The 24,759-nt window shown below is 69.3% G+C and carries 25 protein-coding genes, 1 tRNA gene and 1 pseudogene; 13 read left to right on the top strand and 14 right to left on the bottom strand.

Annotation, left to right across the window (positions count from 1 at the left end):
• From ACTHMF_RS16730 to ACTHMF_RS16745, 4 genes and pseudogenes are all read right to left on the bottom strand, one after another.
• Positions 1-293, bottom strand: a pseudogene (locus ACTHMF_RS16730) (sugar ABC transporter substrate-binding protein); the annotation flags it as partial.
• Positions 294-338: 45 nt separating this feature from the next.
• The gene (gene mmsB / locus ACTHMF_RS16735; protein ID WP_440319158.1) at positions 339-1,688 is read right to left on the bottom strand and encodes a multiple monosaccharide ABC transporter permease; all 1,350 of its coding nucleotides are present in this window, start codon (positions 1,686-1,688) and stop codon (positions 339-341) included.
• Positions 1,688-3,235 (bottom strand): multiple monosaccharide ABC transporter ATP-binding protein, encoded by a 1,548-nt coding sequence (gene mmsA, locus ACTHMF_RS16740; RefSeq protein ID WP_440319159.1) that lies wholly within the window; start codon positions 3,233-3,235, stop codon positions 1,688-1,690. The genes mmsB and mmsA overlap by 1 nt, the downstream gene beginning before the upstream one ends.
• A gap of 153 nt (positions 3,236-3,388) precedes the next feature.
• Positions 3,389-4,579 carry an ROK family transcriptional regulator gene (locus ACTHMF_RS16745; protein ID WP_440319161.1) on the bottom strand — a complete coding sequence of 397 codons (1,191 nt, stop codon included), beginning with the start codon at positions 4,577-4,579 and terminating at the stop codon, positions 3,389-3,391.
• Between the two features lie 73 nt (positions 4,580-4,652).
• Here ACTHMF_RS16745 and ACTHMF_RS16750 point away from each other — a divergent pair, with 73 nt between their 5' ends.
• The 5 genes from ACTHMF_RS16750 to ACTHMF_RS16770 all read left to right on the top strand — a co-directional run bounded on the left by ACTHMF_RS16750 (position 4,653) and on the right by ACTHMF_RS16770 (position 7,681).
• A complete protein-coding gene (locus tag ACTHMF_RS16750; protein WP_440319162.1) occupies positions 4,653-5,396 on the top strand; it encodes an SseB family protein in 744 nt (247 codons plus the stop codon).
• A gap of 19 nt (positions 5,397-5,415) precedes the next feature.
• Positions 5,416-6,054, top strand: coding sequence for a LysE family translocator (locus ACTHMF_RS16755; RefSeq protein ID WP_440319164.1), 639 nt, complete (start codon positions 5,416-5,418; stop codon positions 6,052-6,054).
• A 31-nt stretch (positions 6,055-6,085) separates the two neighbouring features.
• Positions 6,086-6,901, top strand: coding sequence for a shikimate 5-dehydrogenase (locus tag ACTHMF_RS16760; RefSeq protein ID WP_440319166.1), 816 nt, complete (start codon positions 6,086-6,088; stop codon positions 6,899-6,901).
• Between the two features lie 70 nt (positions 6,902-6,971).
• Complete coding sequence (locus ACTHMF_RS16765; RefSeq protein WP_314146212.1) at positions 6,972-7,217, top strand: DUF6458 family protein; 246 nt, start codon at positions 6,972-6,974, stop codon at positions 7,215-7,217.
• A 26-nt stretch (positions 7,218-7,243) separates the two neighbouring features.
• Positions 7,244-7,681 (top strand): MarR family winged helix-turn-helix transcriptional regulator, encoded by a 438-nt coding sequence (locus tag ACTHMF_RS16770; protein WP_440319168.1) that lies wholly within the window; start codon positions 7,244-7,246, stop codon positions 7,679-7,681.
• Between the two features lie 3 nt (positions 7,682-7,684).
• On the opposite strand, the gene ACTHMF_RS16775 is transcribed toward ACTHMF_RS16770, so the two are convergent.
• Complete coding sequence (locus ACTHMF_RS16775) at positions 7,685-7,912, bottom strand: hypothetical protein (RefSeq protein WP_314146210.1); 228 nt, start codon at positions 7,910-7,912, stop codon at positions 7,685-7,687.
• Positions 7,913-8,005: 93 nt separating this feature from the next.
• Between ACTHMF_RS16775 and ACTHMF_RS16780 the strand changes: the two genes are divergently transcribed.
• Positions 8,006-8,416 (top strand): MerR family transcriptional regulator, encoded by a 411-nt coding sequence (locus tag ACTHMF_RS16780; RefSeq protein WP_440319171.1) that lies wholly within the window; start codon positions 8,006-8,008, stop codon positions 8,414-8,416.
• Here the strand turns inward: ACTHMF_RS16780 and ACTHMF_RS16785 are convergent.
• Positions 8,394-9,434 carry a hypothetical protein gene (locus tag ACTHMF_RS16785; protein WP_440319173.1) on the bottom strand — a complete coding sequence of 347 codons (1,041 nt, stop codon included), beginning with the start codon at positions 9,432-9,434 and terminating at the stop codon, positions 8,394-8,396. The two genes, ACTHMF_RS16780 and ACTHMF_RS16785, sit on opposite strands and share 23 nt — an antisense overlap.
• A 117-nt stretch (positions 9,435-9,551) precedes the next feature.
• On the opposite strand from ACTHMF_RS16785, the gene ACTHMF_RS16790 reads away from it, so the two are divergent.
• Both ACTHMF_RS16790 and ACTHMF_RS16795 read left to right on the top strand, forming a co-directional pair.
• A complete protein-coding gene (locus ACTHMF_RS16790; RefSeq protein WP_440319175.1) occupies positions 9,552-9,779 on the top strand; it encodes a hypothetical protein in 228 nt (75 codons plus the stop codon).
• Positions 9,780-9,825: 46 nt separating this feature from the next.
• Entirely contained in the window at positions 9,826-10,389 is a 564-nt protein-coding gene (locus ACTHMF_RS16795) for a dihydrofolate reductase family protein (RefSeq protein WP_440319177.1), read from the top strand.
• Here the strand turns inward: ACTHMF_RS16795 and ACTHMF_RS16800 are convergent.
• The 7 genes from ACTHMF_RS16800 to ACTHMF_RS16830 all read right to left on the bottom strand — a co-directional run bounded on the left by ACTHMF_RS16800 (position 10,370) and on the right by ACTHMF_RS16830 (position 17,893).
• Positions 10,370-10,933 carry a hypothetical protein gene (locus ACTHMF_RS16800; protein WP_314146205.1) on the bottom strand — a complete coding sequence of 188 codons (564 nt, stop codon included), beginning with the start codon at positions 10,931-10,933 and terminating at the stop codon, positions 10,370-10,372. The two genes, ACTHMF_RS16795 and ACTHMF_RS16800, sit on opposite strands and share 20 nt — an antisense overlap.
• 31 nt (positions 10,934-10,964) lie before the next feature.
• Complete coding sequence (locus tag ACTHMF_RS16805) at positions 10,965-11,417, bottom strand: MarR family winged helix-turn-helix transcriptional regulator (RefSeq protein ID WP_440319179.1); 453 nt, start codon at positions 11,415-11,417, stop codon at positions 10,965-10,967.
• The gene (locus ACTHMF_RS16810) at positions 11,414-11,764 is read right to left on the bottom strand and encodes a VOC family protein (protein WP_314146203.1); all 351 of its coding nucleotides are present in this window, start codon (positions 11,762-11,764) and stop codon (positions 11,414-11,416) included. The genes ACTHMF_RS16805 and ACTHMF_RS16810 overlap by 4 nt, the downstream gene beginning before the upstream one ends.
• A gap of 59 nt (positions 11,765-11,823) precedes the next feature.
• Positions 11,824-13,203, bottom strand: a complete 1,380-nt coding sequence (locus tag ACTHMF_RS16815) for a class C sortase (RefSeq protein WP_440319181.1) — start codon at positions 13,201-13,203, stop codon at positions 11,824-11,826.
• A gap of 79 nt (positions 13,204-13,282) precedes the next feature.
• Positions 13,283-15,001 (bottom strand): SpaH/EbpB family LPXTG-anchored major pilin, encoded by a 1,719-nt coding sequence (locus ACTHMF_RS16820; protein WP_440319183.1) that lies wholly within the window; start codon positions 14,999-15,001, stop codon positions 13,283-13,285.
• 81 nt (positions 15,002-15,082) lie between these two features.
• A complete protein-coding gene (locus tag ACTHMF_RS16825) occupies positions 15,083-17,320 on the bottom strand; it encodes a choice-of-anchor G family protein (RefSeq protein ID WP_440319184.1) in 2,238 nt (745 codons plus the stop codon).
• A 168-nt stretch (positions 17,321-17,488) separates the two neighbouring features.
• Positions 17,489-17,893 carry a MerR family DNA-binding transcriptional regulator gene (locus ACTHMF_RS16830; RefSeq protein ID WP_440319185.1) on the bottom strand — a complete coding sequence of 135 codons (405 nt, stop codon included), beginning with the start codon at positions 17,891-17,893 and terminating at the stop codon, positions 17,489-17,491.
• Positions 17,894-18,327: 434 nt separating this feature from the next.
• On the opposite strand from ACTHMF_RS16830, the gene ACTHMF_RS16835 reads away from it, so the two are divergent.
• Positions 18,328-18,939, top strand: a complete 612-nt coding sequence (locus ACTHMF_RS16835; protein ID WP_440319187.1) for an ABC transporter ATP-binding protein — start codon at positions 18,328-18,330, stop codon at positions 18,937-18,939.
• Complete coding sequence (locus ACTHMF_RS16840) at positions 18,936-21,659, top strand: FtsX-like permease family protein (protein ID WP_440319189.1); 2,724 nt, start codon at positions 18,936-18,938, stop codon at positions 21,657-21,659. Before ACTHMF_RS16835 ends, ACTHMF_RS16840 begins: the two co-directional genes overlap by 4 nt.
• A 285-nt stretch (positions 21,660-21,944) precedes the next feature.
• Here ACTHMF_RS16840 and ACTHMF_RS16845 read toward each other — a convergent pair.
• Positions 21,945-22,028, bottom strand: a tRNA-Leu gene (locus ACTHMF_RS16845).
• Positions 22,029-22,181: 153 nt separating this feature from the next.
• On the opposite strand from ACTHMF_RS16845, the gene ACTHMF_RS16850 reads away from it, so the two are divergent.
• Genes ACTHMF_RS16850 through ACTHMF_RS16860 form a run of 3 tightly spaced genes read left to right on the top strand, consistent with a single transcriptional unit; the run spans position 22,182 to position 24,723 of the window.
• Positions 22,182-22,895: an FhaA domain-containing protein gene (locus ACTHMF_RS16850; protein ID WP_440319191.1), complete on the top strand. Its 714-nt coding sequence runs from the start codon at positions 22,182-22,184 to the stop codon at positions 22,893-22,895.
• Positions 22,892-23,470, top strand: a complete 579-nt coding sequence (locus ACTHMF_RS16855; RefSeq protein ID WP_314146193.1) for an FHA domain-containing protein FhaB/FipA — start codon at positions 22,892-22,894, stop codon at positions 23,468-23,470. Before ACTHMF_RS16850 ends, ACTHMF_RS16855 begins: the two co-directional genes overlap by 4 nt.
• Positions 23,471-23,472: 2 nt before the next feature.
• Positions 23,473-24,723: a PP2C family protein-serine/threonine phosphatase gene (locus ACTHMF_RS16860; protein WP_440319193.1), complete on the top strand. Its 1,251-nt coding sequence runs from the start codon at positions 23,473-23,475 to the stop codon at positions 24,721-24,723.
• Positions 24,724-24,759 lie beyond the last annotated feature (36 nt).

The raw sequence follows: 24,759 nt of genomic DNA on the forward strand, positions 1-24,759 counted from the left end.
GCGCCGTTGGTGATCATCGACTGGATCTGCGACTGCTGGTCGGAGACGCCCGAGCCACCGGCGTACTGGACGTCGCCCTTGAAGCCCGCCTCCTTCAGCCCGTTCTCGAACAGGCCACCGGCGAGCACCCAGTTCTCCGACGTCTTGGTCGGGAGGGCGACGCCGATCGACGCGTCCTTGGCGAAGCCGGACGCCGTCGAGGAGCCGGACGAGCCGTCACGGCTCGAGCAGCCCGACAGGGCGAGCGCGGCGGCAGCTGCGACAGCCACTGTCGCGAGTGCGATCTTGCGCATTCTTATCTCTTTCTTCTCTGTGGATGGTGCAGGGGGATGTGGAGTTCAGTTGGTCAGCGACCGCGAGGAGTCCTCGGCGGGGTCGGCGGTGGGGACGACGGCGGGCTGCTCAGCGCCGGCGGCGTCGGCCGCCGTCTCGCGCTTGCGTCCGCCGCCGAGGAGCCGGCCGATCAGGGACGGACCGCCGCGGCGGTGCGAGTAGACGTCGACGCCGACGGCCACCAGCAGCACGAGGCCCTTGATGATCTGCACCCAGTCGCTGGTGACGCCGAGCAGCTGGAGGCCGTTGTTCAGCACGGCGATGACCAGACCACCGACGATCGAGCCGGCGACGGTTCCGATACCGCCGGAGACCGCCGCGCCACCGATGAAGACGGCGGCGATCGCGTCCAGCTCCCAGCCGAGGCCGTCCTGCGGACCGGAGGAGACCGAGCGGGCAACCGCGATCATGCCGGCCAGCGCCGCGAGCACGGACATGTTCATCATCACGAAGAAGTTGACGCGCTTGATCTTCACGCCGGACAGCTCGGCCGCGTGCGAGTTGCCGCCGACCGCGTAGATGTGGCGGCCGAAGATCGTGCTGCGGGTGATGAACGAGTAGAGGATGATCAGCACGCCGAGGATGATGCCGGCGACGGGGAACGAGGTGCCGACGCGGCCGCCCGCGAACAGGAACGTGAAGTAGATCACGATCGCGTCGAGGACGACGACCTTGAACACGCTCACCCAGAGCGGCGCCTTCTCGGACCCCATCGTGGTCTGGTTGCGGCGGGTGCGGACCTCGAGCAGAGCGATGACGACCGCGATGATCAGGCCGAGGAGCAGCGTGGAGTTGTTGTAGCCCGTGTTCGGGCCCCACTCGGGCAGGAAGCCACCGCCGATGAAGGTGAAGCCGTCCGGCACCGGGATGGTGTTCGCGTTTCCGATCAGCTGGTTCAGGCCGCGGAAGATGAGCATGCCGGCCAGCGTCACGATGAACGCGGGGACGCCGACGTAGGCGACCCACCAGCCCTGCCAGGCGCCGATGACCGCGCCGACGACGAGGCCGAGCACGATGGCGAGCGGCCAGGGCAGGTTCCAGACGTTCATGGCCTGGGCGACGATGATGCCGACGACGGCCGCGACCGATCCGACGGACAGGTCGATGTGCCCGGCGATGATGACCATGACCATGCCGATCGCCAGCACCAGCACGTAGGCGTTCTGGTTGACGAGGTTGATCAGGTTGACGGGCTGGAGGGTCGTGCCGCCGGTGAGGGCCTCGAACAGCAGGACGATGACGACGAGCGCACCGAGGATGCCGAACTGGCGTCCCGTGGACTGGCCGCCGCCGAACATCTTGCCGAGGTCGCGGATGCCGCCCGACTTCTTCTTCTCTTCGATCTGTGTGGTCATCAGTGGGTTGCCTTCTTCTTGGCCGATGTCATGCTTTTCAGGAGGGTCTCGGGGGTGGCCTCCGCGATCGGAAGCTCGTTGGTGATCTGCCCCTCGAAGATGGTGTAGATCCGGTCGGAGATGCCGAGCAGCTCCGGCAGCTCGGACGAGATGACGATGACGCCCTTGCCCTGCGCGGCGAGCTGCTGGATGATCCCGTAGATCTCGAACTTCGCGCCGACGTCGATGCCGCGCGTCGGCTCGTCGAGGATCAGGATGTCCGGGTCGGTGAACATCCACTTCGCCAGGACGACCTTCTGCTGGTTGCCGCCGGACAGCGTGCTGACACCGCGGTCGACGTCCGGGGTCTTGATGCGCAGGTTCTTCCGGTACTCCTCCGCGACCGCGTGCTCCTTGAGGTCGTTGACGACGCCGCGGGAGGAGATCTTGGTGAGCTTGGCGGCGACGATCGACTGCTTGATGTCGTCGAGCAGGTTGAGGCCGAGCACCTTGCGGTCCTCGCTCACGTAGGCCAGCCCGTTGTCGATCGCCTCGGAGACGGTGCGCACCTGGATCTGCCGGCCGTCCTTGTAGATCTCGCCGGAGACGTAGGTGCCGTAGGAGCGGCCGAAGACGCTCATCGCGAGCTCGGTGCGGCCGGCGCCCATGAGGCCGGCGAAGCCGACGATCTCGCCGCGGCGCACGGAGAAGCTGGAGTCCTTGACGACGAGGCGCTCCGGCACCTGGGGGTGCTGGACGACCCAGTTGCGCACCTCGAAGAAGACCTCGCCGATGTTGGGCGTGCGCTCCGGGAAGCGGCTCTCCAGGGTGCGGCCGACCATCCCGCGGATGATGCGGTCCTCGTCCACGCCGTCGGCCTTCACGTCGAGGGTCTCGATCGTGCGGCCGTCGCGGATGATCGTGATCTCGTCGGCGACGCGCTCGATCTCGTTGAGCTTGTGGCTGATGATGATCGAGCTGACGCCCTTGTGCTTGAGGCCGACGATGAGGTCGAGCAGGTGGGCGGACTCCGCCTCGTTGAGCGCCGCGGTGGGCTCGTCGAGGATGAGCAGCTTGACGTCCTTGTTGAGCGCCTTGGCGATCTCGACGAGCTGCTGCTTGCCGACGCCGATGTTCTTGATCTGGGTGTCCGGATCGTCGGAGAGGCCGACGCGCGCGAGCAGCTCGACCGCGCGGCGCTTGGCCTCGCTCCAGTTGATGACGCCGCCGCGTCCCGGCTCGTTGCCGAGGAAGATGTTCTCGGTGATCGACAGCTCGGGGATGAGGGCGAGCTCCTGGTGGATGATCACGATGCCCTGCTGCTCGGAGGACTTGATGTCCCTGAAGCGCATGACCTCGCCCTGGTAGACGATGTCCCCGCTGTACGTCCCGTAGGGGTAGACCCCCGAGAGGACCTTCATGAGGGTGGACTTGCCTGCGCCGTTCTCGCCGCAGATCGCGTGGATCTCGTTGGCGTGGACGGTGAGGGAGACATCCTCGAGCGCCTTGACCCCCGGGAACTCCTTGGTGATCGTGCGCATCTGCAGGATGACTGCATTCGACGACATCGTCGCTCCTTGGTGTGCTGGAATCGGGCTGTGTTGCACTGCTGCGCGTTATGCGCCTAAGTAGTAAACGCTAAATTCCGTCTTGGCGTCAAATGTTGAAGACAACGGAACGATAACAAACGACCGCGATGGTACGCGCGGTTGCGGGAAGCGCTACTCCCGGCCCGCGAGGGCGCCCTGGATGACGAGGGCAGCGGCCCCCAGCGACTCCGCCCGATCGCCGAGCGAGGAGATGCGCACGGCCGTCGTCTCGGCGATCACCGGGATGGCGTTGTGCTGGATGCCGTTCCGGATCGGCCCGAGCAGCGACTCCCCCAGCCCCACCAGCGGGCCGCCGATCAGCACCAGCTCGGGGTTGATGATGTTGGCGATGTTGCCGATCGCCTGGCCGATCGCCGTCCCGGCGTCGCCGACCACCCGCAGCACGGCGGGGTCGCGTTCGATCCCCCTGCGCAGGATGTCGGCCGTGCTCACCGGCGTGCTCGTCCCGTGCGACAGCGAGTCGATCATGACGGTGGTCGACGCGATCGTCTCCAGGCAGCCGCGGTTGCCACAGCGGCAGATCACGCCGTGCTCCGCGACCGGAGTGTGGCCGAGTTCGCCCGTGATCCCGAGCGAGCCGTAATAGGGCAGCCCGTTCAGGATCAGACCGGAGCCGATGCCCGTGCCGATCTTCACGAAGATCAGGTTCCTGACCCCGCGGTTCGCGCCCCAGGTCACCTCGGCGAGCGCGCCGAGGTTCGCGTCGTTGTCCACCAGCACCGGGAACCGGAACGCGTTCTCGAGGTCGCGCAGGTTGACGCCGACCCACTCCGGCAGGATCGCGCCCTGCAGGACCGTCCCCGTCCTCCTGTCGATCGGGCCGGGGATGCCGATGCCCACCGCGAGCACCGACTGCCGGTCGTGGTTGCCCGCCGCGAGCATCCTGTCCAGCAGCGCCGACGCCTCCCGGACCGCCCCGCCCACGTCGTAGCCGAGCGCGAGCGGCATCTCGTCCTCCGCGATCACCTCGTAGCCGAGGGTGCAGAGCACGATGCGGACGTGCCTGCGGCCGAAGTCGACGCCGACCGCGACATCCCCGGTGTCCGTGAGCTGCACGAGCAGGGCCCGGCGGCCGCTCGAGGTCACCGGGCTCGTCGCCACGACGCCCTTCGCCGCCAGGTCCCGGACGATGTTCGAGACGGTGGCGGTGGACAGGCCCGTTCCGCGCGCCAGCTCGGCCTGGGTCGAGGAGCCGTTGGCGAGCAGGAACTCGACGATCCGCTCCTGGTTCAGGTGCCGGAGGGCGCCCTGAGACCCGGGATTGCGTGCGCCACGGGAGTGGGGTCCCACGGTGGCGGTCATAGCGACAAGAGTGAACGATCGGGCCGCATGGCGTCAAGCTGTGAACGTAACCGTGCGCGGGCATACTGATCGCATGAGCGAACGACTCGTGCGAAACCTGCCCGTCCAGACCGCGCTGGAGGCGTGGGCGGCGGGCAAGGACGCGCGCACGTTCTCCAATGTGCTGCGCCAGTGCGTCGCCGGCGAGCTGCTGCTGGACATCAGCGCCTCCACCTTCGCCGACCCGGACGCCGGCTTCCAGCAGGGCGACACGCTGGCGCTCGGCAAGCAGGTGGATGCCGCAGGCAAGGAGCTGCTCGTCGCGTTCACGAGCAACGAGCGCCTCGCGGCCTACCGCCGCGGCGAGCGCTTCCTGTCCCTCGCCCAGCCCGCCTGGTCGGTGCTGGCCGAGGCGATGTCCCGCGCGGACGGCCTGGCGCTCGACCCCGGCGACGACGCGCTGCTCATCGCGTACAGCGACGAGCTGCGCGGCCAGGTAACCGACGAGCCCGGCCGCAACGCCGCCCTCAAGAACGCGCTCGTCGACCGGGACCTGCCGTGGCCGGAGTTCCTCGCCCTCCTGGCCGGGAGCTCGGTCGTCTACGTCGGCGTCGATGCGGCCCAGGGCGCCGTCCCCTCGGCCGTCGGCGACGACGGGACGCTCCTGCATCCCGTCTTCACCTCCCCCGCCGAGGTCTTCGCCTGGTCGCCCGAGCTGACCGCGCGCGGGACGAGCGTCGCCCAGGTCGCCCAGGTCGCCGCGGAGGACGGTTACGCCGGCCTGCTCGTCGACCCGGCCGGCCCCTCCGCCTCCGTCCGCTTGGACGAGTTGGACTGAGCGCACCTAGGATCGTCGCATGACGGCCCTCTCGATCCTGGCGTTCGCCGGACTGTGCCTGGTGCTGGCGCTCACGCCGGGCCCGGACACGTTCCTCGTGCTGCGGTACAGCATGGGCAGGGCGCGAGACGGTTTCGCCGCCGCCGCGGGCTGCGCGATCGGCTCGCTGGTGTGGGCGGCGCTCGTCGCCGTCGGCCTCGCCGCGCTGCTCGAGCAGTCGGCGGAGCTGTTCCGGATCGTCAAGATCGTCGGCGGCCTCTACTTGCTCTACCTCGGCGTCATGGCGTTCCTCGCGACCCGGCGCAGCGCGCGCCGCGAGCAGCAGGGCGAGGCGGCGGTCCCCGAGCCGCGCAGGCGTTCCTCGTCGAGCCTGGTCGCCGGCCTGCTCTCCACGATGCTCAACCCCAAGGTCGGCCTGTTCTTCCTCGCCGTCGTTCCGCAGTTCGTGTCCGCGCACGCCGGCTTCGGCGAGACGATGCTGCTCGGGGCGGTGGATGCGGTGGTCGGCGGGCTCTACCTCGTCGTCGTCACGGTGCTCGCGTCGCGCCTGGTCGCCTGGCTCCGCCGCCCGCGCGTGACCCGGACGCTGGAGCGGGTCTCGGCCGGCGTGCTCGCCGCGCTCGGCATCGGGACGGTCGTGGCCGGCGCCGAGGGCTGATCCCGCGGCCGGTCCGGGCGAGAATGGACGCATGCCCATCCTGAACAAGGACATGCAGGTCTGCATCTCCCTCGCCGGTCGCCCGAGCAACATCGGCACGCGCTTCCACAACTTCCTCTACGACGAGCTCGGCCTGAACTTCGTCTACAAGGCCTTCACCACGGACGACCTGGAGGGCGCCGTGCGCGGTATCCGGGCGCTCGGCTTCCGCGGCTGCTCCGTCTCCATGCCGTTCAAGGAGGCCATCATCCCGCTGGTCGACAACCTGGAGCCGTCCGCGCTCGCGATCGAGTCGGTCAACACCGTCGTCAACGAGGACGGCCTGCTGACCGCCTCGAACACCGACTACGAGGCGGTCGCCCAGCTGCTGACCGAGCACAGCGTCGACACCGGGAAGAGCGTCCTCGTGCGCGGCTCCGGCGGGATGGCCAAGGCCGTCGTCGCCGCCTTCCGCGGCACCGGCTTCGAGGACGTCACCGTGCTCGCCCGCAACGAGCACGCCGGTCCTGCCCTCGCCGAGAAGTACGGCTACCGCTGGCTGGCCGACGAGCCCGCGCCCGCGCACGACGTGATCGTCAACGTGACACCGCTCGGGATGCGCGGCTCCGAGGAGCGGACGCAGGCGTTCTCCGACGCGCACATCGCACGCGCCGACACGGTCTTCGACGTCGTCGCCTTCCCGGCGGAGACCCCGCTCGTCGCCGCCGGCCGCGCCGCGGGCAAGACGCTCATCACCGGCGCCGAGGTGATCGCCCTGCAGGCCGCGCGCCAGTTCGAGCGCTACACCGGCGTCGCCCTGACCGCCGACCAGGTGGCACGCGCGTCGGAGTTCTCCCGCGCCGAGTGAGCCGAATTGCCCCGTGCCATCCGATGGGTGCGCGGGGTAGCCTGAGCGCCACCGGACGGGGAGGGGCGCGATGGGCATCGGAAGCGGGATCTTCATCTTCGTGGTCGGGCTGATCCTGGCGTTCGCTCTGAACGTCGAGGTCAGCTGGATCGACCTCAAGATCACCGGTTACATCCTGATGGGCGCGGGGCTCGTCGTCTTCGTCCTGTCGCTGATCCTGGCGTTCCGCAAGCGCACCAGGACCGTGACGACGCGGGACACGATCGACCCGGCCACCGGCGAGCGGATCGAGCAGCGCAGGACCGACGATCACTGACGATGGCCGCGCCTAGAATGACCATCGTGTCCGATGATCTGCTCGCCCTGGAGAATCAGGTCTGCTTCGGCCTCGCCGTGGCCGCGCGCAGCGTCATCGCGCTGTACCGGCCGGTGCTCGAACCGCTGCAGCTGACACATCCGCAGTACCTGGTGATGCTCGCGCTCTGGGAGTCGGAGCCGCGCTCGGTCAAGAACCTGAGCGACGCGCTCCAGCTGGAGCCGGCGACGCTGTCCCCGCTGCTGAAGCGGCTGGAGGCCACCGGCTACATCGAGCGCAGGCGCAGCACCACCGACGAGCGGGCGCTGGAGGTCACGCTGACCGATGCCGGCCACGCGCTGCGTGCCGAGGCGGAGAGCATCCCGCCGCGTATCGTCGAGCGGCTCGGGCTGCCCGCGAGCGAGCTGGTCAGCCTGCGCGAGAGCCTGCGCGCGGTCATCGCGGCTGCGGTTCGCGCGGAGTAGGACTCAGGCGACCCGCGCGTCCTCCGGGCACACGAGGCGGGTCGCGTCGCGCTGACCGCCGGGCCGCAGCACGGTGTGCTCGGTCATCGGCCGGCCGCACATCGGGCACGGGGACGCCGCGGAGCGCACATCGGGTCCCTCCGGGTGGCCGGCGCCGAGCTGCGCGGGACCGGCGACACGGATGAGCTTCTCGTTCCAGCGCGAGTACCAGCTCGCGAAGCGTCCGGACATCTCTCCTCGATTCATTAGGGCACTAACTAATAGTGTAGCGCGCGTTGACCCTGACCCGCAGGGGAAGGTTTACGCTGTCGGCGGAGGATCCGTATGCAGATCAGCGAGCTGGCCGCGCGCGCGGGCGTGACGGTCAAGGCGGTGCGCTATTACGAGCGGCTCGGCCTGCTCCTGCCGCAGCGCCTCGCGAACGGCTACCGCGACTACGGCGCGGAGGAGCTGCGCGCGGTGCGCGAGATCCGGGAGCTCGCCGCGACCGGCATCCCGCCGGGAAAGGCGGCACCGTTCATCGCATGCCTGCACTCCGGCCACGAGCGCAGCGACGAGTGCCCGGCCTCCGTCGAGGCCTACCGCGACGGCATCGCGGAGCTGGATGCCGCGATCGCGACGCTCGAGCGACGGCGGCAGCAGCTCTCCCGGCGCCTCGCGGATACCGAGGGCCGCATCCCGGCCGCGCCGGAACCGCTGTGCGCGCTCGCGCTCAGTGCCACAACACCGAGATGAAGAACGCGCCGTCGGCGCGGAAGCCGGTGACCCCGCCCTCGATGTCGACCTCGATCGGCGCCGTCGAGGTGATCGTCCCGGTCTCGCCCGTCGCCGGGATGCTGTAGTCCGCTGAGAAGTCCGCCGCTCCGGCCGAGGCGGTCTTCACCGGCCAGCAGCCGGTGCCGTCCCGCTGGCCCGGCAGACCGCAGCCGTCGCTCCACGGCAGGACGGTGACCTGCGGCTGCGTCGACAGCGTCCACTTCTGGTTCGTCCAGACCTCGCCGTCGGTCGCGCCGTCGGTGAGCCCGAACGAGCATCCCGTCGGCTTCGGACCGCCCTGCATGCACGCCTGCACCCACGCGTTCGCGGCGGCGACAGCGGCGTCCTTGCCCTTCTGCGTGAGCTCCGCGCTCGTCTTCAGCTCCTCGCGCTGCTGGAAGCCGGCGACCGAGACGCTCGCTCCCTTCACCGTGAAGAAGGGGCTCGCCGTCGGCACGTCGAGGGCGTAGCGCCCGGGGAACGCCAGCAGCGCGGGATGCCGTGCCGGGTCGACCTTCGCTCCGGCGACCGTCGCCGCGATGCTGCCGGGCGCGCCGACGTGCAGGTCGATCATCGACAGCTCGACGGGCTTCAGCCGCCACGCGACGACGCCGAGCAGGGCGCCCGGCGTCCAGCCCTCGCTCGCCAGCTCCAGGCTCGACCGCGCGCTCGCGCCGCCCGCCGTCGTCTGCACGTCGACCAGCGCGCGGTCGCCGCTCGTGCGGACGCGCAGGATGCGGAAGGCGCTGAGGCGCTCGGTCGCCTTCGCGTAGACCGCGTCGGTGAGCAGCGGCTCGCTCGCGTCCGGCTTCCTGCCCTCCATCCGCATGGCCGCCTCGATGTGCCCGTCGCGGACCTGCGTGAGATAGGCGGACACCAGCCGCGCCGGGTCCGCGGCCGCCTTAGCCTGCAGCATCAGGACGAACGAGGTGACCCCGAGCGCGAGCAGCAGCGCCGTCCCCCCGGCCACCAGCGCGATCCACAGCGGTCGTCTCATCGTTCCCCCTTCGACTGACGAATCATACCGACGGATGACCCGCTCCCGACCACGGGTTGATGTGCCGGCCGGCCCGGCGGGATTGACTGGATGCATCGGCCAGAGAAGGGGAAGGACATGACGACACTGGAGCACCGCATCCCGCTGCGGGGGGTCGCGCGGAACCGGGGGGTTTTCGCGTCGCTCGCGGGGAACGCCTATCTGAGGCTGGTCGCTGTGCTCGTCGTCATCGCGGCCGGCGCCGCGCTGCTCACCGTCGGCATCGGACTGGCGCTCGACGTCATCGTCCCGATGATCTTCGGCAACGAGCTGCACGCGCTGGCCGCGCTCCTCCCCCACGGCTGATCCCGCGGGACTAGCCGCGGGCCGATCGCGGTCCTAGAGTCCAGCCATGGCTCTGCTCTACACGGCGAACACCTCGTTGGACGGTTACACGGTCGACTCCTCCGGATCGTTCGACTTCACGGTGCCCTCCGAGGAGGTACACGCGTTCATCAACGACCGGCAGCGGCCCATCGGGACCTACCTGTACGGGCGCAGGATGTACGAGACGATGCGGGTCTGGCAGGAGCTCCCCGGCGACCGCGACTCCGAGGTGGTGGCCGACTACGCCGGCATCTGGCAGGCGGCCGACAAGGTGGTCTATTCTGCGACGCTCCCCGAGGTCGGGACGCCGCGGACCCGGCTCGAGAGGGTGTTCGAGCCCGATGCGGTGCGCTCGTTGGTGGACGCGTCCGATGCGGATGTCGCGGTCGGCGGCCCCACGATCGCGGCCGCCGCGTTCCGGGCCGGGCTCGTCGCCCAGGTGGAGCTGTTCGTCTCGCCGGTGTCGGTCGGCGGCGGCCTCCCTGCGCTGCCCCTCGGCGTGCGGCTCGAGCTGGCCCTGCGCGATCAGCGCGTCTTCGAGAACGGCACCGTGTACCTGCGCTACGACGTCAGCCCACCTGCAGCGTGACGCTCGGCCGGTCGAGCGCGCGCTCCAGGTCGTCGATCGTCACGCCGTGCTCGCCGAGGATCGCGACGGGATAGAAGAAGGAGTCGAGTCCGGACGACGTGCGCGGCGCCTGCATCCCATCCACCTCGAACGGCAGCGGGTGCCCGGACGTCCGTGAGACGAGTCCGCCGTCGTCGCCCAGCTCCAGCGAGACGCTCCTGGTCGGCGCGCCGCGCTCCAGGAACGCCCAGCTCATCGCGGGCAGGCGCACGTCGATCATCGCCCGGTAGACGTCGCGCTCCTCGCTGAGCAGCGCGGCCGCGCCGCCGACGGTCTCGCTCGCGCCGTGCAGCAGCATCCACCCGTTCATGGCGGACGTGAGCACCAGCAGTCCGGCGCCCTGACCGAGGTGCGGGTTCTCGCACCAGGAGAACTGCTCGTCGAGGATGTCCGCCTCCAGCTCCGTCGCCAGACCGCGCGCGGGAAGGGCGGGCAGGAAGACCCAGCTGCCGCCCGCGAAGACATCGAAGAGCGCGTCGCTCAGCACCGGGACGTCCTCGGACACGCCTCGAGTCTACGGTCCCGCCGCGTGCCGGTCAGCGTTCCGCGGCCTCCAGTTCCGCGCGCAGCCGCCTGGCGAGCCCGACCGCCGCCGTCAGCTCCTCCACGGTCGCGATCCGCGCCGTGTGCGCCGCCCAGGCTTTCCGCCGCGGGCGGATGCGCCGCAGCGTCTCTCGTCCTGCGGCCGTGAGCGACACCCGCGGCGCCCGGGCGTCGCGCGGGTCGGGCGTGCGGATCACGAGCCCTGCCGCCTCCAGCTGGGCGACGCTCTCGCTCGCCGACTGCCGGCGCATCCCGCGCCTTCTGGCAATCTCGGCGACGCTCAGCGGGCCGGCGGTGATGGCTCCGAGGGTGCGCCAGCGGGAAGCGCTCAGCCCCTCTTCCGCCACGATGGCGTCGCCGGCCCTGGCGAGGGCGTCGGAGAGCCGGAACACCTCGTCGACGAGCTCGGTGAGCCGGTCCCCCGCCTCGTCGGTCCGCTCGATCACGACGCCTCGCTCAGGCAGACGACGTGCCCGTCGGCGTCGCGCACCACGGCCATCCGCTCGCCCCACGGCTGAGACTCGGGAGCGTCGATCACCGTCCCGCCGGCCGCGACCCAGCGGGCGACGACATCGTCGAGGCCGGGAACGGCGAAGGCCACCGCGACGGCCGCGTCGGAGGAGGTGGAGGGACGCTCGTGCAGCATGAGCTCGATCCCGTCCGCGGTCCGCAACCAGGCGAATCCGTCCGTCCTGCGCTCGACCGGAAGGCCGAGCACCCCCGCGTAGAGCGCCAGCGACGCGCCCAGGTCGGACGCCGAGACGATCACGCGATGCAGAGCTGCGGTAGTCATGCCGCCATGCTGCCGAATTGACAGGCGCCTGTCAATATCGCTCGCTCGCGCTCGCCCGATCAGCCCCGCCCGCGTCCCCCGCGCAGCGACCGGCGGGGTGGCGGAAGCGGGGCGGACGCGCGTCGCAACCGCGACAGCGCGGCCAGCGCGCTCGTCCCTGAGTCGCCGGCGGGGCCGGGAGCGCTCTGGAACAGGTCGGGGTCCGCTGCGTCCTCGCCCGCGAACCACACGCCCCGGCGACGGTTGACCAGGGCCGTCCGGTACTCCATCGTCTCGGCGAGCCGGACGCAGTGCAGCGCGTGCGCCTCCGCCTCCTGCCAGGAGAGGAAGGCACGCGCCGACGCTGCGAGCGAGTGCGCATGCTCGTCGCGCAGCGACCACGTGAAGACACCGCCGACCCGATCATGCCCGGCCGGCAGGAGCGGCGCTGCGCCGAGAGCACGGCGGCAGCGCGACATCCAGATCCGGAACTCCGCTGTGCGGCGGCGTCGGAAGGTCACCTCGATGAACGGCTGCTGCGCGGCGCGAGCGTCCGGCCGGTGGGCACGGGGACGGGTCACCGCCAGCCCGAGCAGACCCGCGCCCAGGGTCGGGAACGGCCACCAGGGGAACCCGGGCCCGGCGACGCCGGCCAGTTCCGGGCTCTCCGCGTCGTCCGCGCTCTCCGGGGTGGGGATGCGGCTGCCGGTGACAAGGAGTCGGTGGGTGTTGACGCCGATCGGTGTGCAGGTCACCAGTGTCACCAGGTCGCGGTCCGGCACCTGGCGAAGGGAATCCAGCTGGTCCGGTTCGACGGTCTCGATCGTCTCGACCCGGTAGCTGAGCCGCTCGCCGAGGACGGAGAGCTGGAACGTCTGCCCGATCGAGACCTTCAGCAGGTCCGTGAACAGCCGCGAGCCCACCACCCCGGAGTGCGCGGTCAGGACCGAGTGCACACCGGGGCCGCCGACGGGAAGTCCCGAGCCGTAGAGGTGGCCGACCCCGGCGTCGAGCGTCGCGTCGTCTGTGCCGTGGTAGATGGGAAGGTCGACGTCGATAGCCGGGATGATGAGGCGGCCCATGACGCCCCGCTCGCCCACGGCGAGGGTCGACTCGTAGACCGGCCGGCCCAGGCCGATGGGCACCGGGTCGCCGTTCGCGTCGATGGTGTACGGATCGCGCAGCGGGCCGTTGGGGAGGTTCTCGTTGTACGTTCGCGCGGCCTCGAGCTCCTCATTGCGGCGCGCTCCCCCCAGCCCTTCAGCGGTCTCCACGTAGCCGGAGACCGCATTCTCGCGGCGTAGGGCGTCGAAGTACTCTGCCGCCGCCGGGTAGCTGAGCACGGCCGGCGCCGCCACGATGACGAGAACGACGAGCAGCCGCGACCAGCTCCAGCGGCCGATCGCGCGCCGCCACAACCGCGCCGACGGCCCCCGCCGCTCGCCTGTTCTGCCCACCATCGCTTCTCCGGTCCGGGCTCGGCAACGGCCCTGGGCTCCCGCAGTGCAGGATCCCAGGGCCGCCCGACCCTGTCCGCTGTTACAGGGTGGCTGCCGCCTCATCGAGCCGGGCCTTGCGGCGTCGCGCGATGACCAGCACAGCTCCGGTCGCGACGAGGAGAGTACCGAGGCCGACGATGAGCGCCAGGCCGGTCCCACCCGTGAGCGGCAGGGCGAAGCCGGCGTTGAACTTGACGTTCTTCACCGTCATGTCCGGGTCGCCGCCGAGGTCACCGGTGGTGAAGTCGATCAGCACGCCGTCGTCACCGGTCACGAAGAACCGGATCGGCTCGGCCAGCAGGCTGTAGTCGTCCGGAGCGACCGTCTCCACGAGCCAGTATTCCTTCCACTCCGACGAGTCGGCGATCCAGTCGCCCTCGGCGCCCGCGTTCGGGTCCCAGTTGCTCAACGCGAGACCGCTGATGTCGACGATGCCGTCGGCGTCGGAGGTGACCGAGTCCACCAGGTTCGAGTTGTCGGTCGAGTCGGGGTCGTTGTTCCAGACCAGCGGCTGGGCGCCCGGCTGCGACGGGTCGACCTCGTAGATCTGGAAGGTCGCGCCGGCGAGCGTGATCGTGTCGCTGGTGCTGTCGGCCTTGAGCAGGGTGATGTCACCGAACTTCAGGGTCGGGTTGGTCTCGCTGGGGGTGCCGTTCTGGCCGTCCCAGGCGTCCTCGTTCGGGAACAGGGTCGCCTCCTGCGGGATGCCGTCGATCTCGAGCTCCGGGTCGAGGGCGTTCACCTCGGCGGTCAGGGTCAGCTCGAGCCGCATGCCGTCGTTGGCGTTCAGGATCGCCAGTCCGGACGCGGTCAGGTCGATCGCGATCCAGTCGGTGCCGGCGGCGGCCGAGAGGCCACCCTGGGCGGCCTCCGCGTCGGTCAGGTGGCTGATCGCGTAGTCCTGGCCGGGCTGCAGCGTGGCGATGGTGCTGCCGGTGGCCGGGTCGACGACCCGCACACCGACGCCGTTGTCGCCCGCGTAGGTCAGCAGCGGGTGCAGGCCGTCCACGATCCGGTAGTACTCGTAGTCGCCCGCGCTCGTGCTGATGCCGCCGGAAAGCGTGTAGACCACCTCATCGCCGACGGCGGGCAGCTCGCTCGACACCTCCTTCTCGAAGGTCTGCTTGAGGTTCTTGGGATACACGTGCACGTCGTAAAGCCACTCGCTCGCCTTCGTCGTGATCGGCAGGGTGACCAGGAACGGCGCAGCGGGCACGGCGCCCTGGGGCGCGGTGGCCGGGTTTTCCGTCACCAGGTAGAGGCCGACGCCGTCGAGCTGGCCGTCCGGGAAGGTCACCGTGCCGTCGGCGCCGGTCGTCCCGGTCACCGCAGCGCCGAGAGAGGCGAGATCGGCGTTCGGGCCGATCGGCGTGCTGGTCAGCGCGCCGACGCCGCCTGGCGTGCCGTTGAAGGCTCCCGAGAGCTCCTGGGCGTACTGCCAGCCGTCGTTCGTCGTGAGGTCGAGCAGGTCGGCGGCGGTCACCTTCTGGACACTGAACTCGACACCGGGGGCCGGTGTCCCCATGCCCGAGGTGTCCGGGATGAGGGTGCCGTCGCCTCCGTCTGCGCCCTGACGGTCGCTGATGAACTTGTGAACGGTCAGCGAGACCGGGGTGTCGCCGTCCACGGTCGTCGCGGCGAGCGCCGGCGCCGTCCCGAAGCCGAGCAGCGCGGTCGCGGCGAGCGCGGTCGCCGCCAGCCACCGTCCTCTTCGTGTCGTGACGCGGTCGTCGGCCGCGTGGGTGGTCAGTTCACTCATGGTGTTCCTTTCGAGTGGGTGTGCGGGATTCGTTGCGGGTGGTTCTGCCGGCGGCGGCGTGCGGCCCCGGCAGCGGAGCGGCTACATGGCCGTCTCCCTTCTCGAGCGCCTGTTCCAGAGCAGCCAGGACGCGGCCGCCAGCGCGACGAGCGCGGCTGAGGCCCACCAGACCGCGGCGAGACCGCTCCCGCCGCTCGCCGGCAGCTGGACCGCCGGAACGTCGCGCACCTGGACGACCGCGCTGTCCCAGAGCGGCGAGCCGTCGTCGATCCCGAGGTGGGCGAGGTCGCGTCCCCAGCCGGCGGTCACCGTCCCGCCGGAGCCCTGGTCGACGCCCAGTCGCACCGCGCCGTCGCTCGTGACGAGGATGCGCACGGGCTCGGCGAGCAGGCTGAAGCCGTCCGGCGCCGATGTCTCGGTGAGCCAGTAGGTGCCGGGCTCGAGACCGGAGAGGTGCGAGACGCCGGCCTGGCCGGGGACCGGCTGCCAGGCGGGCGCCCCGCCCGCTCCCGTGTCGCCGGAGCGCACGACGACGTCGCCGGGGGCGTCGACGCCGTCCGTGACCACGTTGCTGCGCAGCTCCCACGAGGAGCCGTTCATACCGCCCCACTCGTCATCGACGTTGAGCCCGAGCTTCTGCAGGAAAATGTCGACCGGTTCGCACTCCGCGGTGCCCTTGACCGACGCGGAGGCGAAGTCCAGCTTGAGCAGGTCGAAGACCAGCGGGAGCAGCGTGAACGACAGCGCCCGCACCGTGAAGCTGCCGGGTCCGAGGTCTCCGTGCTGGGGGTCGATCGGCGGGTTGCCCGGCACAAACAGCGGCTCGGTGGGCTGCTCGTTGATGCGGATGTTCACGAGCCAGTTGAGCACGCTGAGCACGGGCGCCAGTGTCCCGGCGACCGTGGCCGTGATCGCGTTCAGCGCCGGTTGCAGCCCGTTCGTGATGGCGGCGATGGCGGCGAGGACGGCGGTGCCGGAACTCGCGACGACACTGGCCAGCACATCGGCGAGGATGTCGGTGAGCACGCTCAGGTTCACGCCCAGCACGTCGAGATCGGTATCGATCGTCGGCTCGCCGTGGCTGCCGGGGTCGAGGAACTGACCCAGGGTTCCGCGAATCACGATGGCGCCTTCTGCGCTCGGCCAGGGCAGCACCGGCGGCTTGAGGAGCGCGTGCAGGTCGATGACGACCTCCAGGTCGAGCAGCGCGCTCTCGATCACCGCGTTCAGCTTGGAGAACAGGCTGTTCGGGCTGGTTCCGACGAGCGCGTCCGTGATGCCGGCCTGGATCGCGGTGATCATCGCCGGGGAGAGGACGTCGAAGTTCGGCGGCAGATCGTTGAGGCCGTTCGCGTAGCCGGCTTCCACGAGCAGGCCGGCCAAGTCGAAGTGCAGAGACCCGTCCCTCAGCGTGATCGTGACCGATCCGTCCGCGTTGGAGAGCGGCTCGGTCAGGAGGGTCTGGACGAGATCCGTCCCGAAGGAGTCGAGACCGTTGATGGCGAGGGCGTTGACGTCGATACTGCTCCCGCCCAGCGTCCCGACCGAGAGCCCGATGATCCCCAGCTCCAGGGCGCCGGCCAGCGCCTTGGCGAGGCTCTCGAGGGCGCCTCCGCTGCCGATCAGACCGTCGAGCGCGGGCCCGGCGAGGCCGTCGACGGCGCCGCCCAGCAGTTGCGTGACTCCGCCGACCGCGGGGCTCTTCAGGTCGATGATGAGGTCGCCGACCGTGTAGTCGGAGCTGAACTGGCCGTCCTCGGCGATCGCGTCGGCGGCGAGCGCACCGAACTCGATCCGGAACTCGCTCAGCAGCGCGTCGAGTCCCGGTGACAGAGGGCCGACGAAGTCCCAGAGGTTGGCGAAGTCGATGTAGGCGTTCTCCGCACCCTCGGCCGTGCCGACGGCGCCGAAGTCGATACCGCCGTTCTCGAGCACGAAACCGGAGGAGGCCCTGGCATAGTCGCAGGTCTGCGCCGATGCGTAGCTGCCGAGCCCGGAGGCGTCGCCGAGGTTCAGCAGCTGCAGCAGCGGCAGGCTGAGGTTGGGAAGCTGGAGGATGGGGGCGTCGTCCGGGTTCTCCCAGAATCCGTCGAGGTTGTTCTGGAACCAGTCCGGTCCCGGGTGACCGGGGAAGCTGGCGAAGGTCTTCCCGTAGTCGATCAGGCCGCCCTCGAGGAGGCTCTCGAGCCCGCGCAGCTGGAAGATCTCCCCGCTTGCCGCGGCGTCGTCGTCGACCGAGAAGTCGCCGGGCGCGGCTTGCGCGGGCGGAACCGGCCCGGTCACCGCGACCAGCAGCCACACCAGCGCGCCTGCGATCACGGCGGCAGCACTGCGCGCGCTGTTCCTCCGCCACCGCGCCCAGCTCCGACGACCCGCGCCCATGCACCGCCCCAATCCACTCGTTCGGAAAGACCAGGAACAGCGTTCCAGCGGATATGGGCGGTTTCGGTGGGTTTGCGCGGGAACCAGTCCCCGCGGGTGGCGAGTTCAGTAGCAGCATCGGATTGCGTACGTTTTTAAAACGGGCCTCATGCGTACAGTCCAGCAGCGTCTACGCTTTGGGCTTTTGAGCTGCAAGTGCGTATGAGGCGGATCCGGCCTCGAGGAACGCGGATCCTCTCGTTCCCGTTGTTCGAGGACGCGGACCCGATGAGTCTCGAGCGCTTGAGCGGCCTCCCCGCCCGAGATTGCAGCGGATACCGCAGGCAACGGCACCTCGGCATCCCGGAGAGCGCGAATCACCACACCGGCCCGCACCTGACTCTCGCCATACAGTCGGTAGGCGGAACGGTCATCCACGTCCGCAGGGACAAGCGCGCCAATCTCGTCGTAGTGACGAAGAGCCTTCACGCTCAACCCGGTCAACCCTGCGAACTCGCCGATCTTCAACATGAGACCAGCTTCCCCTCTCCCCTAGGAGGAGGGTCAACCAGAACGTTCACAACCTCCTCGGGAACCACAGCTAGATGTAGTGCCCAGGCAGGTTGTTTCGATAAGCGATTGACTGGCGGGACCTTGGCGGCGTGGGGTCGGTGTTGATTGCAGTGATGGAGCCGCGCGGGGAGTGATGCGCGGCGGGCCAACTCAATGACGCAACCAAAGGTCTGTGTTCCGGAATCGCACGGAGTGCCCCATCGCCCGAGGCCCGCACGAGTGAAGTGATGGATCTTGCATTCAATACACCGCCTGGTCCATACTGGACCTGTGCCGCGGATGGAATGACCACGAAGCGAGGGGGCTTGGTTGTGGCGGTCGGTGCACGGCTAGAGGGCGTGACAAAGCGGTACCGGTTGGGGGATGGTTCAGAGCTACGAGCCGTCAATGATGTGACGTTCGAGTTTGAAGCCGGCTCACTTACCGCGGTGGTCGGAGCCTCCGGATCGGGAAAGTCGACTCTGCTGCACCTGCTTGGCGCGATCGACGTCCCGGACCAAGGAACGATCACCGTCGGTGGCGAGACGATCACCGCGTATGGACGTAAGCAGTTGGCCGACTATCGCGCCCGAGTCGGATTCGTATTCCAGAAGTTCCACCTGCTGCCGGCGCTGTCCGCCGTGGACAATGTGGCCGCCCCCCTGGTGTTCCACGCCAACGCGCGTGAGCGCACAAAGCGGGCAATGCACATGCTTGCTGCTGTCGGCTTAGCTGACCGCGCCGACGCCCGGCCCGAGCAGCTTTCCGGCGGACAACAGCAGCGGGTTGCGATCGCACGTGCCCTGGTCGTCGAGCCGACCCTGATTCTGGCCGATGAACCCACCGGGAATCTGGACTCCGCGTCAGCCGCGGAGATTCTGGAGCTTCTCACCGAAGTCCAGCGAGCGTTCGCGGCCACGCTCATTATCGCCACCCACGACATGCGAGTCGCCGCCCATTGCGGCCGTGTGGTCGAGGTCCAAGACGGCCGGGTAGAAGCGGTCCTCGCAGGGTTCGGTCAATGAGCGGCCTGCTCAGGCTGGCCTTGGTTCAACTGCGGGTGGCCTGGCCGCGGACCTTGGCCGCGGCAGCAGCGGTCCTCGTCGCTGTCGGAAGCTTCCTCGTCTTGACAGGCACCGTCTCGACCCAGCAGTTAACGGTGACCGAAACCGTCAACGACAACTACCGGTCCACCTACGACATCCTGGTGCGACCACACGGCGCTCAGACAGCCGAGGAGCAGTCGGACGGGTCGGTCCGCCCGAACTTCCTCGCGACCGAGTACGGCGGCATCACCGACAACCAGGTCAAGCAGATCGCTCAGCTGCCGGGCGTCCAGGTGGCCGCACCGGTCGCGGTGGTCGGCCAGGTGATGCGCAACATCCTGGTCCCGGTCGATGTCTCGCAGGTCCTCGGCAATCGCGATCACGCCATGATCCGATTCGGTGTGACCGGAGCCGCCCGCAACGGCAGCGCCACCACCACCAACCAGAACGGATACCTCTACCTCACCCGGCAACCGCTCACCACGGTCGACAACCCCAGAGCACCCACCCAGCCCGACAGCGCCGAACTGGCGGAGAACCGTGGCGGGACGAACGTGACAGCATGCCTGGCCTCCGACGCCGGCGGTCCAGCCACAAGCCCTGCCACTGCCTTCCAAGAGCGATGCTGGAGCGCCGTAGGGGCCGGGGACCAACCACCTCGGGTCGAGGTGTCCATCGATATCCCCCTGACCGTCGAGGCAGTCGACCCGGCAGCGGAGGAAGCACTCACAGGGTTGAGTTCAGCGATGGTGTCGGGACGGATGCTCGCTGAAGCCGACGGCTCCGCTCTCGACCAGTCCGGCCCTGCGCCTGTCACGGCCGTCACTGCGGTCATGGCCTCCCAGCTGCCGATGGACTACCAGGCGACAGTGCGAGTGGACGAACTTTCCGACGCCACCGCCGACCAGGTGCTCGCCACCACCGATCCCGGAAAGCGAGCCCAGCTCGTGCTTGACGCAGCACCTTCTCGATCAGTGGCCCAAACAACGCACGACGCGGCCGATCTTTACCAGCAGACAGCGGCCGAGACCGCGGGCGCCGGCGTCGACCAGAGCTTGCTCCTTGAACAAATCCTTCAACCCGGCGACGTTACCTACTCCGGCTCAGCCCCGTTACAACCGAAGCCGGTCCCGTTCGATGCCGATGCGTGGCGCAGCCACAGTGGAGCCTTTCTCCCCGCCCCGTCGAGCATCGTCGACACCGGCTACCGGAATCTGGCCTCGAAGGTGCGCACCGATCAAAGCACGTTCATCGCATTCAACGTGGTGGGGTCATACGATCCAGCAAAGGTCTCGCAGTCCTCCAGCTACAACGAAGTCCCCCTGGAGACCTACCGGGCCCCAACGGTGAGTGGTGCAGACAGCGCCTCGAAGACCGTCCTCGGTGGCAAGCCGTTGCGCTCGGACCTGAACCCCACCGGGTACCTTCAGTCCCCTCCCGCGCTCCTGGTCCCGATGAAGGCGCTGCCCGCGTTGTGGAAGTCGTTCAGCGGCCTCGACCATGACGCCCCGGTTTCCAGCGTCCGCGTCCGAGTCGGTGGCATTCACGGACTCGACGCTGTCGCCCGCGAGAAGATCCGGCTGACAGCGGAGAGGATCCAAGGAAAAACCGGGTTGGATGTCGATATCACTATCGGGGCTTCTCTGGAGAACCGCACCCTCGATCTGCCCGCCTCGGCGGCAGGCACACCCACACTGCACGTCACCGAGCTGTGGACGAAAAAGGGTGTGGCCGTCACCATCAGCGACGCCCTCGACATCAAGAGCCTCGTCCTCTTTATTCTCATCCTCGTGTCCTCCGCGCTCACGATCGCGCTCATCTCGGCGGCTTCCGTCGCCGCCCGGAGAACACAGCTGGGGACACTCTCCGCGATCGGCTGGACCACATCGCAGATCAGCCGGCTCCTCAGCCTCGAACTGATTGTGGTGGGCTTCGCTGCCGGCGTACTGGGCGCACTCGTTGCCGTTCCCATTGCGATGGCACTCGGGATCGTCCTCACCTGGTGGCAGGTCCTCCTCGCCGTGCCGTTGGGTGTGGCGCTTGCTCTCCTTCCTGGCATCATCGCCGCGGCAGCTGTAGGCCGCATCGCCCCAGCAGACGCGTTCCGCCCCCGCCCGACTCGGCACGCGTTCCGGGGCACCGTTCGGCTTCGCGGCGTCGCATCGCTCGCCTTGCTGCTCGGTGCACGACGGCGCGGGCGGGCGACGGTGGCAGCGATCGCGGTTGGGCTGGCGACAGCATGCGCCGTCGCCATGAGCATGATCGTGCAGTCCTTCAACGGCGCCGTCGTCGGGTCGTTCCTCGGCGACGCCGTTGCACTTCACGTACGCGGACCAGACATCGCAGCCATCGTCATCCTCTCGCTGCTCGGTCTCACCGCCGTCGTAACCGTCACCACGCTGGCGGTGATGGACGACAAAGCCTCTTTCGCCACCCTGCGCGCCATCGGCTGGCACGACAAGAAGCTGGCCCTCAGCCTCACCGTGCAGAACGCTCTCATCGGTGCGATCGGTGCTGCCGTGGGCGCAGTCTCGGCCATCGTCACAATCGGGGCAGTGATCGGTGCGCCGATCGGTGCTGGCTTAGCTACCGCAGTTGCTGCAATAGCCATTGCCACACTCGCGTGCAGCCTTGCCGCTCTGTTCCCTGCTGTACTGCTTCGCCGGCTCCCCGTCTCCCGCATGCTCGCCGCAGAGTAGCGACGCCTGCTCGTGCACGAGATCCCCATCGACCGCGCTCACAAGCGCGTCACCAGCACCCGTCGACGCACCGCAAGAACCCCTCGGCCCAGCCCTCTACGACACCGGCCTCAGCGCCGACGAAGGCCTCTGGCACAGATGCGGCTGGGCAGGACACCCCTGACACACCCGACCCGTCCATTCCTCTTGGCCTATAAGCCCGGGAACCACCACGATGCGCAACAACGCACATCGACCCCTGACCCGCGAGGATTCCCAGGGGTCAGGGGTCGATGTCTGTTCTCGTGCGCGAGGGGGGACTTGAACCCCCACGCCCTTGCGGGCACTGGCACCTGAAGCCAGCGCGTCTGCCAATTCCGCCACTCGCGCGAACCAAGGAAGAGTAACACGACGGCGGCGCGGTTCACGAATCGGCGGCGTCATCCCCGCGTCGGATCTTCACCCGATACGCAGGGGCCGTGGGTGCCTTTCCAAGTGATCCGACTAACATGCATGTAGCTGGCAAGCCGGGAGCGGGAGACTGTGGGCATACTGGACAACTTCGAGCGGGGGCTCGAGCGCGCCGTCAACGGCGCGTTCGCGAAGACCTTCCGTTCCGGGCTGCAGCCTGTCGAGCTCACGAGCGCGCTCCGCAAGGAGATGGACACCAAGGCCGCCGTCGTCTCGCGCGACCGGGTGCTCGCGCCCAACCGTTTCGTGCTGCGGATGTCGGGCGCCGACTACCAGCGGATGCGCTCGATGGGCGCAGCGCTGACCGACGAGCTCGTCACCTTCGTGCAGAAGCACGCCGCCGGCCAGCACTACCAGTTCGCGGGCGGCATCTCGATCGAGCTGCAGGAGGACGGCGACCTGTCCGTCGGCATGCTGCAGGTCGACTCGGAGAACGTAAAGGGCGACGTCGCCTGGACCCCCGTCCTCGACATCGACGGCCGCCACTACCCGCTCTCGCGCTCGCGGACCGTCATCGGCCGCGGCAGCGACGCCGACATCACCGTGGACGACACCGGCATCTCGCGCCGGCACGTCATGATCACCTGGGACGGCGCCCGCGCCCAGGTGGAGGATCTCGGCTCCACCAACGGCTCGAAGCTCAACGGGGAACCGGTCAAGAAGGCCATCCTCGACCCCGACTCCGTCATCACCATCGGCCGCACCCGCATCGTCTTCCGCGTCCTCCCCCAGGCCTCTGCCGCCCCCCGCGCGTCCGCGGGCGACAACTTCTGGGGTCCCGCATGAACCCCAGCGAACTCACGCTCCTGGTCCTGAGGTTCGGCTTCCTGCTGCTCCTCTGGCTCTTCGTCTTCGGCATCATCTATGCGCTCCGCACCGACCTGTTCGGCCAGCGCGTGCGCAAGCTGCCGGAGTCGCAGGCCCCGGCCTCGCCGTTCCCGGCTGCGGCGCCGGCGCCCGCCGCAGCCGCAGGCGCCGGCCCCACCGCCCCCGTGATGCAGCACGCCCCGGTGTCGTCCCTCCCCTCCGGGGCGAACACCGTCTCCGGCGGCTCGAACGCCAGCGTCCAGACCGCGCGCCGCCTGGTGCTCACCTCCGGTCCGCGCGCGGGGACCGAGCTCGCGCTCGGCCGCGACCCCATCACCATCGGACGATCCAGCGAGTCGGGGCTGGTCATCCGCGACGACTACACATCGACCCACCACGCCCGCCTGCTCCTGTGGAACGACGAGTGGATGATCCAGGATCTCGACTCCACCAACGGCACGTTCCTCGACGGCCGGCGCGTGACAGTCCCGACCCAGGTCCCGCTCGACACCCCGATCAAGATCGGCACGACCACATTCGAGCTGCGACGGTAGCCGTGGCAGCAGCGAATCGCGCGGCGGCCGTCTCCCACATCGGGAAGATCCGTTCGAACAATCAGGACTCGGGCTATGCCGGCCGGGACCTGTTCGTCGTCGCCGACGGGATGGGCGGCCACGCGGGCGGCGACGTCGCCAGCGCCATCGCCGTGACCAGGATCCGGGAGGCGGACCGCGAGTACGAGACCGCGTCCGAGGCCGAGTTCGCGCTGCAGTCCGCGCTGATCGCCGCGAACTCGCTGCTCGCCGAGACCGTGTTCGAGCACCCGGAGCTCACCGGGATGGGCACCACCGTGAGCGCCCTCATCCGCGTCGGCGACCAGATCGCGCTCGCGCACATCGGCGACTCGCGCATCTATCTCTACCGCGACGGCGAGCTCAAGCAGGTCTCCACGGACCACACCTTCGTCCAGCGCCTCGTCGACAGCGGCCGCATCACCGAGGAGGAGGCGATGGTCCACCCGCGCCGCTCCGTGCTGATGCGCGTGCTCGGCGACGTGGACGCCTCCCCCGAGATCGACACCTGGATCCTGGAGACGCAGCCGGGCGACCGCTGGCTGATCTGCTCGGACGGGCTGAGCGGCGTCGTCAAGAACGACGACCTCAAGAACGCCCTCGCCGCGAAGGACGGGCCGAAGCAGGTGGCGGACCGGCTGCTCAAGCAGAGCCTGGACGCCGGCGCCCCCGACAACGTCACGGCCGTCATCCTCGACATCGGCGACGTCTCGCGCGGCGACGTGCTGAAGGAGCCGCTCACCGTGGGCTCGGCCGCCGCGCCGCTGCAGTTCGGCGAGCCGAAGCCCGCGACGCGCGCCTCGCGACTGCCCACCCTGCGCCTGCATCCGATCCGGCCGGCGACCGGCCCGACCCACTTCGAGCCGCAGTCGGAGGACTACCTCGACGAGCTGATCGAAGAGGACGAGCGCCGTGCGCGCCGTCGCCGCCTGACCTGGATGATCGGACTGGCCGTCGTCGTCGTCGCCATCGTGCTCGCGGTGCTGTTCGGCTACCAGTGGACGCAGTCCCGCTTCTTCGTCGGCGAGTCGCCCGCCGGAAAGGTCGCCATCTTCCAGGGCGTGCAGCAGAATCTCGGCCCGATCGTCCTCTCCCACGTCTACGAGGAATCGGATGTGACGGTCAAGAGCCTTCCCGCGTACGACAAGCAGCTCGTGCAGGGGACCATCAACGCGGACGACCTCGCCGCGGCCCAAGCGATCGTGGATCAGTTGAGCGATGCCGTCCAGAAGTGATGTGACAGAGCGCCGTCAGGCCCGGCCGGAGACCGG

The sequence above is a fragment of the Leifsonia sp. genome, assembly GCF_051955155.1.
Lineage (GTDB): Bacteria > Actinomycetota > Actinomycetes > Actinomycetales > Microbacteriaceae > Leifsonia.

Excerpts from the sequence above, each read along its gene's own strand:
- ACTHMF_RS16750 (WP_440319162.1), top strand. The coding sequence starts at position 4,653 with ATGAGCGAACGACTCGTGCGAAACCTGCCCGTCCAGACCGCGCTGGAG.
- mmsA (WP_440319159.1), bottom strand. The coding sequence starts at position 3,235 with ATGTCGTCGAATGCAGTCATCCTGCAGATGCGCACGATCACCAAGGAG.
- ACTHMF_RS16795 (WP_440319177.1), top strand. The coding sequence starts at position 9,826 with ATGGCTCTGCTCTACACGGCGAACACCTCGTTGGACGGTTACACGGTC.
- mmsB (WP_440319158.1), bottom strand. The coding sequence starts at position 1,688 with ATGACCACACAGATCGAAGAGAAGAAGAAGTCGGGCGGCATCCGCGAC.
- ACTHMF_RS16785 (WP_440319173.1), bottom strand. The coding sequence starts at position 9,434 with ATGAGACGACCGCTGTGGATCGCGCTGGTGGCCGGGGGGACGGCGCTG.
- ACTHMF_RS16810 (WP_314146203.1), bottom strand. The coding sequence starts at position 11,764 with ATGACTACCGCAGCTCTGCATCGCGTGATCGTCTCGGCGTCCGACCTG.
- ACTHMF_RS16745 (WP_440319161.1), bottom strand. The coding sequence starts at position 4,579 with ATGACCGCCACCGTGGGACCCCACTCCCGTGGCGCACGCAATCCCGGG.
- ACTHMF_RS16790 (WP_440319175.1), top strand. The coding sequence starts at position 9,552 with ATGACGACACTGGAGCACCGCATCCCGCTGCGGGGGGTCGCGCGGAAC.
- ACTHMF_RS16815 (WP_440319181.1), bottom strand. The coding sequence starts at position 13,203 with ATGGTGGGCAGAACAGGCGAGCGGCGGGGGCCGTCGGCGCGGTTGTGG.
- ACTHMF_RS16755 (WP_440319164.1), top strand. The coding sequence starts at position 5,416 with ATGACGGCCCTCTCGATCCTGGCGTTCGCCGGACTGTGCCTGGTGCTG.
- ACTHMF_RS16830 (WP_440319185.1), bottom strand. The coding sequence starts at position 17,893 with ATGTTGAAGATCGGCGAGTTCGCAGGGTTGACCGGGTTGAGCGTGAAG.
- ACTHMF_RS16760 (WP_440319166.1), top strand. The coding sequence starts at position 6,086 with ATGCCCATCCTGAACAAGGACATGCAGGTCTGCATCTCCCTCGCCGGT.
- ACTHMF_RS16765 (WP_314146212.1), top strand. The coding sequence starts at position 6,972 with ATGGGCATCGGAAGCGGGATCTTCATCTTCGTGGTCGGGCTGATCCTG.
- ACTHMF_RS16775 (WP_314146210.1), bottom strand. The coding sequence starts at position 7,912 with ATGTCCGGACGCTTCGCGAGCTGGTACTCGCGCTGGAACGAGAAGCTC.
- ACTHMF_RS16855 (WP_314146193.1), top strand. The coding sequence starts at position 22,892 with ATGAACCCCAGCGAACTCACGCTCCTGGTCCTGAGGTTCGGCTTCCTG.
- ACTHMF_RS16840 (WP_440319189.1), top strand. The coding sequence starts at position 18,936 with ATGAGCGGCCTGCTCAGGCTGGCCTTGGTTCAACTGCGGGTGGCCTGG.
- ACTHMF_RS16780 (WP_440319171.1), top strand. The coding sequence starts at position 8,006 with ATGCAGATCAGCGAGCTGGCCGCGCGCGCGGGCGTGACGGTCAAGGCG.
- ACTHMF_RS16820 (WP_440319183.1), bottom strand. The coding sequence starts at position 15,001 with ATGAGTGAACTGACCACCCACGCGGCCGACGACCGCGTCACGACACGA.